Source organism: Massilia varians, from assembly GCF_027923905.1.
GTDB lineage: Bacteria > Pseudomonadota > Gammaproteobacteria > Burkholderiales > Burkholderiaceae_D > Telluria > Telluria varians_B.
On the sequence record NZ_AP026966.1, the window covers coordinates 3,052,596 to 3,067,174 of the forward strand.

Sequence of the window (14,579 nt, forward strand, 5' to 3'; positions counted from 1 at the left end):
GACTCCTTGAGAACTGTGTATAGTTCCCATTGAACACCCTGTAGGGGGTACGGGGTCAAGCACTAAATTAACGCACCGGGATTTCTCTTGAAAATTGGCGAATTGGCAGAACGCTCAGGCTGCCTGGTTGAAACCATCCGCTACTATGAGCGCATTGGATTGCTTGCTCCGCCTGAGCGGTCGGCGAACAATTATCGAGCCTATAACGAGCTTCACGCTGAGCGCTTGCTGTTCATCCGGCATTGCCGCGCCCTGGACATGACACTCGATGAGATCCGGACGCTGCTCGATTTTCGCGAGGCGCCGGGAAAAAATTGCGAGAGCGTCAACGCGCTGCTCGACAAGCATATCGGGCACATCGTCGACCGTATAGCAAACCTGTCAGTACTGGAAACGCAGCTCAGAGACCTCAGGAGCCGTTGCGTCGCCACCGACAGCACAAACCCATGTGAAATCCTGCAGGCGCTCGGCACTGCCGACGCTTGCGACGAGCCAGCAAGGCTTGGGCGCCATTGACCAGCCGTGGACTTTCCGCGCCATCACTGCATTGCCGAATCAGCGAACAGCCGGAACAATGCGCTTGACCTTCAAGTAGCTAGAAGGTGTTTAATATCAGGTTCTCGAACCTAAAGACAAGTATCCCGATATGACGTACCCCATTTGGCGTCGGCTAATCGCCTTCGTAACGTTCTGCTGCTGCGTGATCGGTACGACACACGCTAATCCCACATCATCGGAAGCGGAAGTCCGCCAGCTCTGGCAGTTGCTCGATTATGTCGCCGTCGATTACGCCGGCGCGGTCCAGAACGGAGCGATTGTCAGCGAACTGGAATATGGCGAAATGCAGGAGTTCTCGACGCGCGCGCAGAACCAGGTGCAGGCATTGCCTCCGCATCCCTTGCATGCAGAACTGGCAGCTGCCACCATCAAACTAAAGCAGGCGGTCGAGCGCAAGGAATCGCCGCAACAGGTTGCCCAGCTTGCGCGGGAGGCAAACCGTGTGCTGCTGCAGGCCTACCCCTTCCCTGTTGCGCCGCGCGCCCTGCCCGATCTGGCCCGCGGTGCGGCGCTGTACCAGGTGCAATGCGCTTCATGCCATGGAGCGGCCGGCGCCGGCGATGGGGCACTCGCGGCCAAGCTCGAACCCAAGCCAATCGCATTTACCGATGAGGAAAGAGCCCGCTCCCGATCTCTCATGGCCCTGTATCAGGTCATTAGCCAGGGTGTCGAGGGCACATCGATGCCGGCCTTTGCAGGCCTGTCCGAGCATGAGCGCTGGTCTCTGGCGTTTTATGTCGGCAGCCTGGCGCTCAAGGACACGGACATCGCAGCCGGCGAGTCTGCATTCGCACAGAACAACGCCACATCTGCCACGATTCCCGACATGAACACGCTCGTGACGGCAACCGAAGAAGAACTGGCTAAGGCAAGCGAACCGTCGACCGCACGGGCGGTTCTGGCCTACGCACGCACCCACCCCGGGGCCGTACAGGAGCAGCAGGAACGCAAGGGCATCGTCCTTGCGCGCAAGCTGCTGCAGGACAGCCTGGATGCCTTGAAGAATAACCAGCGGGCGAAGGCCACCGAGCTTGCTCTATCGGCCTATCTGGACGGCTTCGAGCCGCTCGAGGCAAGGCTCGACGCGACTGACCGCCAGCTCCTGGTCGACGTGGAGCGAACCATGCAGCTGTACCGGGGCGCGGTTGCACAAGGCAATGTGTTACGTGCGACCGAATATGCCGGGCAGCTGGACGCGGATTTCGTACGTGTCGAGGAGCTTACCGGCGCGAACAAGACCGACGCGACGACGGTGTTCGTGGGCGCGCTGACCATTCTCCTGCGCGAAGGTGTCGAAGCCCTGTTGATCGTGATCGCGATGGTCGCGTTCCTCCGCAAAGCGGAGCGTCCACAGGCCTTGCACTACGTGCACGCCGGCTGGATCTCGGCGCTGGCGGCAGGCGCCTTGACATGGGTGGTGGCCACCTATGTCGTTAGCATCAGTGGCGCAAGCCGTGAAGTGACCGAGGGCCTGTCCTCGCTCTTCGCCGCCGCGGTGTTGTTGTCGGTCGGGCTATGGATGCACCAGAAAGGCCAGGCCGGACAATGGCAAGCCTACCTCAAGCAGCATCTGACGGCGGCGATGGAAAAACGTTCCGCATGGGCCTTGTTTGCCCTCGCGTTCATCGCGGTATACCGGGAAGTCTTCGAAACGGTCCTGTTCTACTCGGCGCTCGCAGCCGACGGCAACGGTGCGGCCCTGTTGGCAGGATTCGTGACAGGCTTGGTCCTGCTGTCGGTGCTTGCAGTGATTTTTCTGCGGACCAGTGCACGCATGCCGATCGGTAAATTCTTCTCGTTCAGCTCGGTGCTGGTGGCCGTCCTGGCAGTTGTCCTGGTCGGAAAAGGAATCGCAGGGCTGCAGGAAGCCGGGTGGATGATGGCCACGCCAATTACCGGGCTGCGCGTGCCCGTGCTTGGGATCTACCCGACCATACAGACCTACGGAGCGCAACTGGCCCTGCTTCTGGCAGCTGGCCTCGGTTTTGGATTTAACTTGGTAAAAGCTCGCAGATAGTCGGCAGACAAGGAGCAATCATGAGAAACAAGACAATCGTTACCGTTTCAGTTGCTGTGCTCGTGCTCTTGGGCGGCTGTGCCGACCCAAGCCTGGGACGAAACAGTAGAACTGGCTGGGTTACCGAATTCCACCCGGCAGAGAGGCTTTCGACGGCCCGCCCAGCCTGCCTGGAAAATCTCAGCGACGTAGATATTGCTAGCCATCGATACGCCTTATTTAGGTACTATTTGTCTGGACTCGTGGGATCATGTACCCATGCGTAGCTGGCCGCTCTTCAAGGCCAGACACGTTTTGCGTACACTGTTCCAATCCGACTCTTCACTGGCAACTCGATGACCCAGGCACTGCACAGCCAAGCCCGTACTACCCACCTGATCCGTGAGGAAATCAGGAACTCGACGCTCCCGCAGGCCGAACTGGCCAGGATGTACAACGTCACCCGCCAAACCATCCGAAAGTGGCAAAACCGCGAGTCTCCTGAAGACAAGTCGCATGCGCCGAACAAGATGTACACGACGCTCACGCCCGAGCAGGAGCTCATCGTGGTGGAGCTGCGCAAGACGTTGCTGCTGCCCACGGACGACCTGCTGGCGGTCACGCGCGAGTTCATCAATCCAGCCGTCTCGCGTGCCGGCCTGGGACGTTGCCTGCGCCGCCACGGTGTCTCGGATCTACGTAACCTGGTCGAGCAGGAAGGCACTGCGCCCGCCACGAAAAAGACCTTCAAGGACTACGAGCCGGGCTTTGTGCACATCGACATCAAGTACCTGCCGCAGATGCCCGACGAGACGGCAAGGCGCTATCTCTTCGTTGCCATCGACCGTGCTACGCGCTGGGTCTTCATCGAGCTCTATGCCGACCAGACCGATGGCAGCAGTGGCGACTTCCTCAACAAAGTCCAGCAAGCCTGTCCCGTCAAGATCGTCAAGCTTCTGACCGACAACGGCAGCCAGTTCACCGACCGCTTCACGGCTGGCGGCAAGAAGAAGGAACCCAGCGGCACACACGTGTTCGACCGCCTGTGCAAGCAGCTCGGCATCGAACACCGGCTCATCCCGCCTCGTCATCCGCAGACCAACGGCATGGTGGAGCGCTTCAACGGTCGTATCAGCGACATCGTCAACCAGACCCGTTTTGGTTCAGCTGCCGAACTGGAATCGACGCTGCGCAATTACGTCAAGATCTACAACCACAGCATTCCGCAACGCGCGCTCCAACACAAAACACCCGTTCAGGCGCTCAAGGAATGGCATGAAAAACGCCCTGAATTGTTCAGGAAGCGCGTGTATAACCAGCCGGGTCTTGACAACTATTATCTCCGATCATACAAACATATAAGCGTATTGGTACCTGATTCAATTGAGGTTCACCTTCACGATAAGGTCGAGATATCTCCGCGCTCATGTGAAAATGGAGCGTTGCCGAAAGTCGTGCAGGTGCTGAAACATTCCAAACGAGAAGACAGGTGACCATTCCGGGAGAACGGGGAGGGTTTGCTGAATATTTTGCGTAGAATTTATAAAGGTGGTAATAACATAGTTCTGACGAATCAGGCCTGGATGCTGCAAACGAACGCAATCACAACATTCTATGAAAAGTTCTACTGATCATTCCAGGGCAGTGCCTGGCCTGCGTCGTAGGCGGCACTGGGGCATCCTCAACGCTGTGATCGGCACCGGCCTCAATAACGTGGGGGTGTTGCCGTTTACGGCGCGAGTCTGTACGCTTGTAATCGTCACGTTATCGCCAAGAGGTAAACAGCTTGAACCGCGAAAGCCTGGAACGGAATCAGATTCCAGTCTATGTTGCCAGCGCCGCCTTGGCCGTGCTCGGGGGGATCCTTGCGCCTGACGCTGCGACCAAGCTTGACCTTTTGGTGACACCTGCCATTGCGGTCCTGATGTATGCGATGTTTCTGCAGATTCCCTTTCTCGAGCTAAGGCAGGGCTTGGGTAATAGAGCGTTCATATCTGCAGTTTTGGTCGCCAATTTTGTGCTGATACCACTTCTGGTATGGGGCCTGACGCGTGGACTGAGCGATCATCCTGCGCTGCTCATCGGCGCACTTCTGGTCCTGCTGACGCCATGTATTGACTACGTCGTCGTATTCACTCATCTCGGGAAAGGCGACTCGCGCCTGACCCTGGCCGCTACGCCAATCCTGCTTCTGCTTCAGCTGCTCCTTCTGCCCATCTACCTTGGCGTAATGACTGGCGGAGAATCCGGGGTCGTCATCGCTGTCGCGCCGTTTGTCGACGCATTCCTGCTGCTGATCGTGGCTCCGCTGTTGCTTGCAGTGGCTACTGCCGGGCTGGCGAAGCGATCGTCCATCGTCGAGAAATGGAATACCGGATGGGCCTGGCTCCCGGTTCCCGCCATGGCCGCAGTGCTGGTCGTCGTCATCGGTTCGCAGATCGGGGCGATCATCAGGGAAATCGAGCAATTGGCGCCGGTCATTCCGGTTTATATTGGCTTCCTGGTGCTTGCCCCACTGGTGGGAGCCTTCGCGTCGCGCATGTTCAAACTGCCGGTAGCAGCGGCTCGCGCCGTGACCTTCAGCGCGTCGACGCGCAATTCTCTGGTAGTGCTGCCGCTCGCGCTCGCGTTACCCGACGATTTGCGTGGAATTGCGGCGGCGGCTGTGATCACACAAACCCTGATCGAACTGGGCAGCGAACTGGTTTATATTCGTGCAATCCCTGCTTTGATCAAGGGACGATCGGACTCGCGCTAGAAAAGGCTTGCCGCCAAACCAGGAAATTTATAGCTTCAACGCTGATCATATTTCACAGCATTTACACATAGATTTTCGGGGCCGTGGCAAGGTCGCGAACGCACGAATGGCAAACTTTCAATGCGGTTCGATGCCGCGAGCGGCATCGAACGGAAGATGGCGATCTTATATGATCACCAATAGTTGAGATTAGTTAGCATACATCGGATTTTCCTCAACATAAATCATTACCTTCGATGCGTCAGCAAGGATGTTCGCCAACGGGATCGGCGCTACGCCGAGCGTATCGAACGTCCAGGTAACGCTTCTTGAGCCATCCACGATACGGACAGTCTCGAGTCGCGTGACGTGAATCGATCTGGTCTTGCCTGCCACTATTGTGATAACGCGGTCAGGCGCTGCATTGGCGGCGTATCCGAACGGTGCTGCTCGACCAGTCTTCGCTTCTGCAGCGCTCCTCGCGGGTATGTCCCCCTCATTGGCCCGCGAGTCGAGTGGAACGAACATGCACGCGAGAAGTACTGCGGATACGAAGTTGATGTGAGTTTTCATTGAATTTTCCTGTTGAGCGTTTGATTTTCAAGCACACTGACTCTCGACGTGGCCGATTATTGACCGCCGTGGTCGTCAGTAAGCCACGTATGCACGCGATGCATCTGAATTGCCGGGAAGCGCAAATTGCTACGGCACGGTCCACGCCCGTGACTCGCACAACTGCGCATCGGCTTGGTCAGATGCCGCTGCTTGATTTGTAGAGACGGATGGAGTCGTGCAGTGCTTGTGCACGATTAGCCATCAGGCGCAGACGGAAGTTGCCGGCTTCGATGATCAGCGCCATTTCGGCCGAATCGGGCCGTCCAGTACTGGAGACTGGTAATTTAGTTGACTACGGCTGGCGGGGCAGGAGCGCGACTGCCCTGACCATTCGATCAAGGAAGCACCGCTGCCGAGCGGCTGCAAGTCGCATGCCGATACACAAGTCGCGCTGCAGCCAGCATCGAACAGCACTTCTATTGGATTTTCAGCGCCGGTTACATCGGATACCGCTGCGGTGGCCGACGCTTCGTCGGAAATCACGCACCATCCTGCCGCCCAGCCAGTCTGTAAGGGCAAAAGCGCGAGCAATATGATCAGAAACAGGCGCTTCATGGAGTCGTTGACTGCTCGGTTACGGAAGAGAACACTGGAGTATTGCAAATTTTACAACGCCCGCCGGGCAAAAACATGGGTCTCGAATTGTTGTAGATCTGATTATCTTTGTTCTGTGGGGGCCGGATCGTCGCCCTGTTCAGACCGCCCCGCGCAACTGGCCATGCTTCCGGCGGCAGTGCGCGCCCAGGGGGGGCGATGACTACCGGGTCTTGTCGGATACCGAAGGCGCTGCGCGGTCACCGAACAGCGTGTGCAACACGATGACCGCGGCGCCGACCGTGATCCCGATATCGGCGATGTTGAAAGCTGGCCAGTGATGCGCTCCTACATGCACATCGATCCAGTCAACGACGCCCATCCGCGCAGTTCGGTCAACGAGATTGCCAACCGCTCCGCCGAGGATCATGGCCAGAGCGATCCTTTCCGCGGAGCCTGTTTCCGGTTTCCGGATCATCCGGACGATCAGGATCGACGCGAGTACGGCTACAACGATGAAAAGGTAGCGTTGCCATCCGCCAGCCGTGGCCAGAAGACCGAACGCCGCTCCCTGGTTGATAGCATGGACGATGTTCAGCAAGGGGAACAAGTCGATCTGCTGGCCGTAGGCCAGAAGTTGGACGATCGCGGCCTTGGTGACCAGGTCGGCAAGGGCGATCAGCCCGGCGACCGATACGGCGGCGAGCGGTGAAAAGGGTTTGGCCACTATCTGTTCCTAAACAGTTGACGGTCAGATGTTCAGCGCACGCTTGTCGACAGCGAGCGACGCTTCCCTGACTGCTTCATACAATGTCGGGTGCGCGTGGCAGATCCGGGCGATGTCCTCCGAAGACGCCGAAAACTCGAGCGCCATTGCCGCTTCACCGATCATTTCCGACGCGAGCGAGCTGACGATATGCACGCCCAGCACAAGGTCCGACTCCGCATCGGCCAGGACCTTGACAAACCCTTGGGTGTCGCCGTGGCCGAGTGCGCGTCCATTGGCCGAGAAAGGGAACTGTCCCGATTTGAATGCGCGTCCTTCGCGGGCCAATTCCTGCTCCGTCTTGCCAACCCACGCGGCTTCCGGACTCGTATAGATGATGAAGGGGATGGCGGCGTAATTCACGTGCCCGGATTGCCCTGCGACGATCTCGGCGACCATGATTCCCTCTTCCCCAGCCTTGTGCGCAAGCATTGGCCCGCGCACGACGTCACCGATGGCAAACAGGTTCGGCAATGTCGTCCGGCAGTGTTCATCGACCGGCACGTAGCCGCGCTGGTCAAGCTCCAGGCCAATTGCCTCGATTCCCAAGCCATCCGTATTCGGCACGCGCCCGATCGCTACGATCACCTTGTCGCAAGCGAGCTCCTTGGCGGCGCCGGCACGGTCGCGATACGAAATTTGCGCCCCACCGCCGCTGAGTGCGATGCTGTCGATGGCCACGCCAAGGTCGAATTTCAGCGCCTGGCCAGACATCAGCTTGAGCATTTCCCTGGACACGGCGCTGTCGCAGCCCGGCAGGAAGTCCGGCATGGCGTCGAGCAGGGTGACATCCGCACCCAGGCGCCGCCACACTGATCCCAGCTCGAGACCGATCACGCCGGCACCAACCACACACAGGCGTTTCGGCACCTCGCGGAAATCGAGCGCTCCGGCGTTGTCGCAGATGATCGAATTGTCGATCCGGGTGCCCGGCAGCTGGCGCGGCTTCGACCCGGTGGCGATAATCACGTTACGCGCGCTGATCTGCTGCACGGAATCCTGGCCCGAGACCTCCAGGGAATACACCCCGTCCTGCATCCCGACGAAGCGCGCCCGCGCCTTGATAAAGTCGACCTTGTTCTTCTTGAATAGGTATTCGATCCCCTTGGCCATCTTAGAGACCACCCCGTCCTTCCGGTCGATCATCTTGTCGATGTCGATTGCCGCGCCGCCGGTGGTGATACCGTGCTCGGCAGTGTGGTGCAGGACCTGTTCGTACAGGTGGCTCGACGCAAGCAATGCCTTGGATGGGATGCATCCCACGTTCAGACAGGTTCCTCCAGGGCGCGCCTGGCCGTCGGGTGCGGCGTAAGGATTCGATTCGATGCAGGCCACGGACAAGCCGAGTTGTCCGGCGCGGATTGCGGCGATGTAACCGCCTGAACCCGCGCCAACGATGACCAGGTCGTATTGCGCTTTCATGTGATTCCTTCCAATGTCCGAGTCGTTCCGTTCACTCTACCGGATTGTTCAAATTCCCTACGCCAGGTTCTCCCTTGGAAGGGCTGTGGCGACGGAAGCGTTCATCTTGATGCGCATGACTGGATTTGCTTGACGGATTAATAAATGAGCTTTATAAACCTTGAAGCCACTTTAATGTCAAGCACATGTCACGCACATTTACTATAGGACAGCTGTCCGCTGCGGCGCAGATGCCCCCAGCGACGATTCGCTATTACGAGAAAATTGGGTTGCTCGACTCCCCATCCCGCTCCGGCAGCAACTACCGGCTTTATGGGAGCGAGGATGTAGCCCGCCTGAGCTTTGTTCGCCGTGCACGGGAGATCGGGTTCACGGTCGACCAGGTTCGAAGCCTGTTGGCCTTCTCCGACCAGCGAGACGGCGACTGCTGCGCCGTGACAGCGCTGACAGAACAACACCTTGCCGAGGTCGAGCAAAAGATCAGAGACCTCAACTTATTGAAAAAACACCTTTCCCGTCTACTGGTTTCATGCCGGGGCGGTCGATTTGCCGATTGCCGGATCATCGATGCCCTCACGCCGCCGGGAGAAGCCGGGTAGCTCACTCAGCCTGGCGCCGATCGCAGGCCCTGAATACACTTGACCTTGAAGCTGATTGAAGGTTTATCCTCCGATAACCAGTCGCCATAGGTTCATTGTCATGACACAAGATCAAACCACGGCGGCAACCCGCCTTGAAACCGAACTGTTCGTTTCCAAAATGGACTGCCCGTCCGAGGAAAACCTGATCAGGATGGCTTTGGGCAAAGTCAACGACGTCGATCACATCGCCTTCGACCTTCATACCCGCACTGTCACTGTGCTACACCATGGGAACGCAGATGCCCTTTTCGACGTGCTGCAACCCTTGCGACTCGGCGTCGAACTGCGCGGATCGCGCCCGGCCAAGCTAGCCGGCCGACGTACGATTAGCACACTTGGAATTCCGAAGATGGACTGCCCTTCCGAGGAAAACATGATCCGCATGGCACTCGCTGATGTCGATGGCATCCAATCGCTCAACTTCGATCTCTCCCGGCGGCAGCTCCACGTCTCGCACACGGCAGACGTCAATCCCATCTTGGCCAAGCTCGCCCCGCTAAACCTGGGTACCTGTCTGGACTCGTGGGATCATGTACCCATGCGTAGCTGGCCGCTCTTCAAGGCCAGACACGTTTTGCGTACACTGTTCCAATCCGACTCTTCACTGGCAACTCGATGACCCAGGCACTGCACAGCCAAGCCCGTACTACCCACCTGATCCGTGAGGAAATCAGGAACTCGACGCTCCCGCAGGCCGAACTGGCCAGGATGTACAACGTCACCCGCCAAACCATCCGAAAGTGGCAAAACCGCGAGTCTCCTGAAGACAAGTCGCATGCGCCGAACAAGATGTACACGACGCTCACGCCCGAGCAGGAGCTCATCGTGGTGGAGCTGCGCAAGACGTTGCTGCTGCCCACGGACGACCTGCTGGCGGTCACGCGCGAGTTCATCAATCCAGCCGTCTCGCGTGCCGGCCTGGGACGTTGCCTGCGCCGCCACGGTGTCTCGGATCTACGTAACCTGGTCGAGCAGGAAGGCACTGCGCCCGCCACGAAAAAGACCTTCAAGGACTACGAGCCGGGCTTTGTGCACATCGACATCAAGTACCTGCCGCAGATGCCCGACGAGACGGCAAGGCGCTATCTCTTCGTTGCCATCGACCGTGCTACGCGCTGGGTCTTCATCGAGCTCTATGCCGACCAGACCGATGGCAGCAGTGGCGACTTCCTCAACAAAGTCCAGCAAGCCTGTCCCGTCAAGATCGTCAAGCTTCTGACCGACAACGGCAGCCAGTTCACCGACCGCTTCACGGCTGGCGGCAAGAAGAAGGAACCCAGCGGCACACACGTGTTCGACCGCCTGTGCAAGCAGCTCGGCATCGAACACCGGCTCATCCCGCCTCGTCATCCGCAGACCAACGGCATGGTGGAGCGCTTCAACGGTCGTATCAGCGACATCGTCAACCAGACCCGTTTTGGTTCAGCTGCCGAACTGGAATCGACGCTGCGCAATTACGTCAAGATCTACAACCACAGCATTCCGCAACGCGCGCTCCAACACAAAACACCCGTTCAGGCGCTCAAGGAATGGCATGAAAAACGCCCTGAATTGTTCAGGAAGCGCGTGTATAACCAGCCGGGTCTTGACAGGTACCCATCTGATTCGATCCCGTCCTGACTTGTCTCAAGCGGCCCCTGGTACCGACAAGGCCGGTGACGCATCGGAGGCGAAGACGCTACGACTGCTGCTCGCGATCAATGCCGCGATGTTCGTGGTCGAGCTGGTGTGGGGATTGATTGCCGAATCAGCTGGGTTAGTGGCTGATTCGCTGGACATGTTCGCCGATGCTGCCGTCTACGGCCTGGCCTTGTATGCGGTTGGCCGTGCGGCTGCGCTGAAGGCCCGTGCAGCCCACGTGGCTGGATGGTTGCAGCTCGTATTGGCCCTGGGTGCCCTAAGTGAAGTGGTTCGCCGCGCCTTCTTCGGCAGCGAACCCGAGTCGGCGTTGATGATGGGTGTCGGCGCAGTGGCCCTCGTTGCGAACGTTGCTTGCCTGGTGATGATCGCCAAGAAGCGCGATCGCGGAGCCCATATGAAGGCAAGCTATCTCTTCTCTGCGAACGACGTCATCGCAAACCTCGGTGTGATCGCGGCCGGGGCGCTTGTCACCTGGACCGGTTCGCCTTATCCCGATCTGATCGTTGGCACTGTCATCGCCGTGATCGTTCTTACTGGCGCGCGTCGGATTCTCAAGCTGAAGTGACGACGCTGCCGATCGCCTGCCCCTTGCCTTCACAGCGGACGGCGCGGCAGTCCGCAGAAAGAACTTCTTCCGCTACATCATCTGCTCATGGTAGCTGCACTAGTACGATGAGGCATGGGCTGGGACGATTGCCACTGCCGGATTTAGAACTGCCAAACATTGAGCCTACTGTGCAGTACTGAGTGATTACGCCTGGAAAGCACGTCCGCGGCCATAAAGCACAGTTTTCAGGCGTTACCAAACAAGCAGGTCTCGCTTCGAACCAGTGACATAATTCCCATAATGTCAGACGCGGGCCTAAGCATCAGCCGGAACTTCTCGGCTAAGCTAACAAGCAAGGGACTCAACACCGTTCATCATCGCGGCCATCCTTCCTTCGGTCAACTGAAAGTTGTATTAATTCAAGCATAAGACGTACACTGGTCTACTGTAAGACCGAGTTCGGCCAGAACGAAATGTCCAACTTGGTACGTTGTGGCTCAGTTGCTCCAATCCGCCCCGCTTTGTTATCACAAAGGACCGGTTCGGGTTGGCTGCGAAACACATCGCGACAGGACTGCTCCTGCCCTTGCTCGAAGAGTGGTGGCCTACTTTTCCCGGCTATTACCTGTATTATCCAAGTCGCCTGCAGTCGTTAGCAGCCATGTCTCTGGTGGTCAACGCGTTACGATACAAAATCTGAACCGCCGACAGGTGTCCGTTTCATTTAGCGCTCGCTCATCCGCTTGCGAGCTTCGGTATATCTGACTCCCCGTTATAGAGATCTTTACGCCCGCTTCTTCAAGGTGCCTCAGGGCACCTGCTGTCAGCACATGTGCAGTGCTGCTGTCAGCAGCGGTTGTAAACTGATACAGGCAGCGATTGAAAACTGATACACCATTTTGAGAAGATGGCCGCTTTGCGGAGCGGCCTTGAAATCCAAAGAGGTGTACGTGGAAATCCAACTCCTGAAGAAGCATGGGTTAAGCCTTCGGCAGATCGCCGCCGAGGTAGGCTGCGCAGTGAACACGGTGCGCCGGCATCTGGCCCTGGAGGCTGTGCCGAAGTACGAACGCAAAGTGAAGCGCAAGACGAAGCTGGCGCAATTCGAGCAGTACCTGAAGGATCGGCAGCAAGCTGCTCAGCCCGACGTGATACCGGCCACCGTGCTGTACCGCGAGATCGCCGCGCGCGGCTACGAGGGCGGCATGAGCCAGTTGCGCGCCTTCGTGCGCACCTTGCGCCCGGCGCCTCCGGCCGACCCGGTGGTGCGCTTCGAGACGGCGATGGGCGAGCAGCTGCAGGTGGACTGGGTTGAATTCCGCAAAGGCAGCGCGCCGTTACATGCGTTCTGCGCGACGCTCGGTTTTAGCCGGGCCAGCTACGTGGAGTTCGTCAGCAACATGAAGGTGGAAACCCTGATCGCCTGCCATGAGCGCGCTTTTGCGGCGTTTGGGGGCGTGACGCGGCGGGTCCTGTACGACAACATGAAAACAGTGGTGCTGGAGCGCGATGCGTACGGCGAAGGCGAGCACCGCTTCCACGCCGGCTTCCTGGACTTTGCCAGGCATAGCGGTTTCGTGATCAAGCTGTGCCAGCCGTACCGGGCCAAGACCAAGGGAAAAGTCGAACGCTTCAATGGCTACCTGCGCCGCTCGTTCTATGTGCCGCTGGCGAGCCGGCTGGCGCAAAGCGGCCAGAAGCTCGACGTCGTAACGGCCAATGTGGAAGTGGCCCACTGGCTGCGCGAGGTGGCCAATGCGCGCATCCACGGTACGACTGGCGAGCCACCAGCTGAAGCATTGAAGCGGGAAGTGGAGCATCTGCAAGCGCTGCCGGCACCGTGGCGTGCGGACATCGCGGCAGCCAGGCCGCAACCGACCGCCGCAGCACCTACGGTGCCGCGGCCGGCGGCAGTGGTGGAGCGGATCGCCCAGCCATCTCCAGTACAGCATCCGTTGCAGGTGTATGACGCGCTGCTGGTACGGGTAACGGAAGGAGTGGCGGCATGAACCTGCAGCACGAGCGTATCGCGGCGTTGTGCGAGAGCCTGAACCTGCCGTTCGTGGCCCAGGGCTACGGCGCTGCAACGCAGAAGGCAGCGAAGCAGGAAATGGCCTACAGCGACTTCCTGGAGGGCCTGCTGAGGGAGGAAGTCGCCGGGCGCAACGTGCGCAAGCAAAGCACGATGACCCGACTGGCAGGATTCCCAGCGGTGAAGACGCTGGACGAGTTTAACTATGACTTCGCCAAAGGCGTGAAACGCAGTCAGGTCGAGGAGCTGGCTGGCCTGGGCTTCGTTGAGCGACATGAGAACGTGGTGCTGGTCGGCCCCAGCGGCGTGGGCAAGACGCACCTGGCGATGGCACTCGGTTACAAGGCCACCCAGGCCGGCATCAAGACGCGCTTCACCACGGCGGCCGACCTGATGCTGGCGTTGACGACGGCGCATACCCAGAACAATTTGAAAGCGGTGATGCATCGCGCGATCAAAGCATACCGGCTCTTGATCATCGACGAGATCGGCTACTTGCCGATGAACCGGGAGCAGGCGAACCTGTTCTTCCAAGTGATCGCGGCCCTGTACGAACGCAGCAGCCTGATCGTGACCAGCAACCTGCCGTTTGGGCAATGGGACACGACCTTTGCGCAGGATACGACGCTGACCGCGGCCCTGCTCGATAGGCTACTGCACCATGCGCACATCGTGCCGATTGCCGGCGAAAGCTACCGGCTGAAGCACCAGCGACAGGCCGGGATGATGAGGGGGAATGATGTTGCAGAAATGGGCTGAACACGGACCGTGTTCGGCGACGGCGGTGTATCAGTTTTAAATCGCTGGCACGACGATATCTGTATCAGTTTTCAATCGCCGTTGACAGCTGCGATGCTTTCTTCAAAGTCGTTTACCATTGCACGATTTAGCAGCGGATGTTTTTCTACGCCCGATCCATTTCTTTTCCGAGTTACGCCAGCGAACAGCATAGTGGGCCCTATAAAGAAGCCCTAATGCACAGGGTGACAATCTCTTCTTCGAGTTAGGCTTTGCCGAGAAACCTCGGCGCAACAAGCTGATGGCTAGTAAACCAACTGTCCCGTACACTGAATCTTCCGCACTCTGCTTT

12 protein-coding genes and 2 pseudogenes are annotated in these 14,579 nt (G+C 58.6%); 10 read left to right on the top strand and 4 right to left on the bottom strand.

Annotated features, from left to right (window positions below):
* Nucleotides 1-87: 87 nt before the first annotated feature.
* The 4 genes and pseudogenes from cadR to MasN3_RS13815 all read left to right on the top strand — a co-directional run bounded on the left by cadR (nucleotide 88) and on the right by MasN3_RS13815 (nucleotide 5,312).
* Nucleotides 88-516 (top strand): Cd(II)/Pb(II)-responsive transcriptional regulator, encoded by a 429-nt coding sequence (gene cadR, locus MasN3_RS13800; RefSeq protein ID WP_091877009.1) that lies wholly within the window; start codon nucleotides 88-90, stop codon nucleotides 514-516.
* 130 nt (nucleotides 517-646) lie between these two features.
* Nucleotides 647-2,575, top strand: a complete 1,929-nt coding sequence (locus MasN3_RS13805) for a cytochrome c/FTR1 family iron permease (protein WP_281907801.1) — start codon at nucleotides 647-649, stop codon at nucleotides 2,573-2,575.
* Between the two features lie 335 nt (nucleotides 2,576-2,910).
* Nucleotides 2,911-3,885: pseudogene (locus MasN3_RS13810) on the top strand (IS481-like element ISKpn27 family transposase); the annotation flags it as partial.
* A gap of 455 nt (nucleotides 3,886-4,340) precedes the next feature.
* Nucleotides 4,341-5,312 carry an arsenic resistance protein gene (locus MasN3_RS13815; RefSeq protein ID WP_281907803.1) on the top strand — a complete coding sequence of 324 codons (972 nt, stop codon included), beginning with the start codon at nucleotides 4,341-4,343 and terminating at the stop codon, nucleotides 5,310-5,312.
* A 189-nt stretch (nucleotides 5,313-5,501) separates the two neighbouring features.
* Here the strand turns inward: MasN3_RS13815 and MasN3_RS13820 are convergent, their stop codons facing one another.
* The 4 genes from MasN3_RS13820 to lpdA form a co-directional block, all read right to left on the bottom strand.
* On the bottom strand, nucleotides 5,502-5,864 hold the full coding sequence (locus MasN3_RS13820; RefSeq protein ID WP_281907805.1) for a CzcE family metal-binding protein: 363 nt from the start codon (nucleotides 5,862-5,864) through the stop codon (nucleotides 5,502-5,504).
* A gap of 276 nt (nucleotides 5,865-6,140) precedes the next feature.
* Entirely contained in the window at nucleotides 6,141-6,461 is a 321-nt protein-coding gene (locus MasN3_RS13825; RefSeq protein ID WP_281907806.1) for a hypothetical protein, read from the bottom strand.
* Between the two features lie 202 nt (nucleotides 6,462-6,663).
* Complete coding sequence (lspA, locus tag MasN3_RS13830; protein WP_281907807.1) at nucleotides 6,664-7,167, bottom strand: signal peptidase II; 504 nt, start codon at nucleotides 7,165-7,167, stop codon at nucleotides 6,664-6,666.
* 24 nt (nucleotides 7,168-7,191) lie between these two features.
* Nucleotides 7,192-8,628, bottom strand: a complete 1,437-nt coding sequence (gene lpdA / locus MasN3_RS13835) for a dihydrolipoyl dehydrogenase (protein ID WP_281907809.1) — start codon at nucleotides 8,626-8,628, stop codon at nucleotides 7,192-7,194.
* Between the two features lie 185 nt (nucleotides 8,629-8,813).
* On the opposite strand from lpdA, the gene MasN3_RS13840 reads away from it, so the two are divergent.
* From MasN3_RS13840 to istB, 6 genes and pseudogenes are all read left to right on the top strand, one after another.
* Nucleotides 8,814-9,227, top strand: a complete 414-nt coding sequence (locus MasN3_RS13840; RefSeq protein WP_281907810.1) for a MerR family transcriptional regulator — start codon at nucleotides 8,814-8,816, stop codon at nucleotides 9,225-9,227.
* A 100-nt stretch (nucleotides 9,228-9,327) separates the two neighbouring features.
* The gene (locus tag MasN3_RS13845; protein ID WP_281907812.1) at nucleotides 9,328-9,888 is read left to right on the top strand and encodes a heavy-metal-associated domain-containing protein; all 561 of its coding nucleotides are present in this window, start codon (nucleotides 9,328-9,330) and stop codon (nucleotides 9,886-9,888) included.
* Complete coding sequence (locus tag MasN3_RS13850; protein WP_281907815.1) at nucleotides 9,885-10,889, top strand: IS481-like element ISKpn27 family transposase; 1,005 nt, start codon at nucleotides 9,885-9,887, stop codon at nucleotides 10,887-10,889. The genes MasN3_RS13845 and MasN3_RS13850 overlap by 4 nt, the downstream gene beginning before the upstream one ends.
* Nucleotides 10,840-11,475 (top strand): annotated as a pseudogene (locus MasN3_RS13855) (cation transporter); the annotation flags it as partial. The gene MasN3_RS13850 and the pseudogene MasN3_RS13855, both read left to right, overlap by 50 nt.
* Nucleotides 11,476-12,386: 911 nt before the next feature.
* A complete protein-coding gene (gene istA / locus MasN3_RS13860) occupies nucleotides 12,387-13,466 on the top strand; it encodes an IS21 family transposase (RefSeq protein ID WP_281907819.1) in 1,080 nt (359 codons plus the stop codon).
* On the top strand, nucleotides 13,463-14,248 hold the full coding sequence (gene istB / locus MasN3_RS13865; protein ID WP_281907820.1) for an IS21-like element helper ATPase IstB: 786 nt from the start codon (nucleotides 13,463-13,465) through the stop codon (nucleotides 14,246-14,248). Before istA ends, istB begins: the two co-directional genes overlap by 4 nt.
* The last annotated feature ends 331 nt before the right edge of the window (nucleotides 14,249-14,579 follow it).

Excerpts from the sequence above, each read along its gene's own strand:
- MasN3_RS13805 (WP_281907801.1), top strand. The coding sequence starts at position 647 with ATGACGTACCCCATTTGGCGTCGGCTAATCGCCTTCGTAACGTTCTGC.
- MasN3_RS13850 (WP_281907815.1), top strand. The coding sequence starts at position 9,885 with ATGACCCAGGCACTGCACAGCCAAGCCCGTACTACCCACCTGATCCGT.
- istB (WP_281907820.1), top strand. The coding sequence starts at position 13,463 with ATGAACCTGCAGCACGAGCGTATCGCGGCGTTGTGCGAGAGCCTGAAC.
- MasN3_RS13820 (WP_281907805.1), bottom strand. The coding sequence starts at position 5,864 with ATGAAAACTCACATCAACTTCGTATCCGCAGTACTTCTCGCGTGCATG.
- lpdA (WP_281907809.1), bottom strand. The coding sequence starts at position 8,628 with ATGAAAGCGCAATACGACCTGGTCATCGTTGGCGCGGGTTCAGGCGGT.
- MasN3_RS13845 (WP_281907812.1), top strand. The coding sequence starts at position 9,328 with ATGACACAAGATCAAACCACGGCGGCAACCCGCCTTGAAACCGAACTG.
- MasN3_RS13840 (WP_281907810.1), top strand. The coding sequence starts at position 8,814 with ATGTCACGCACATTTACTATAGGACAGCTGTCCGCTGCGGCGCAGATG.
- MasN3_RS13825 (WP_281907806.1), bottom strand. The coding sequence starts at position 6,461 with ATGAAGCGCCTGTTTCTGATCATATTGCTCGCGCTTTTGCCCTTACAG.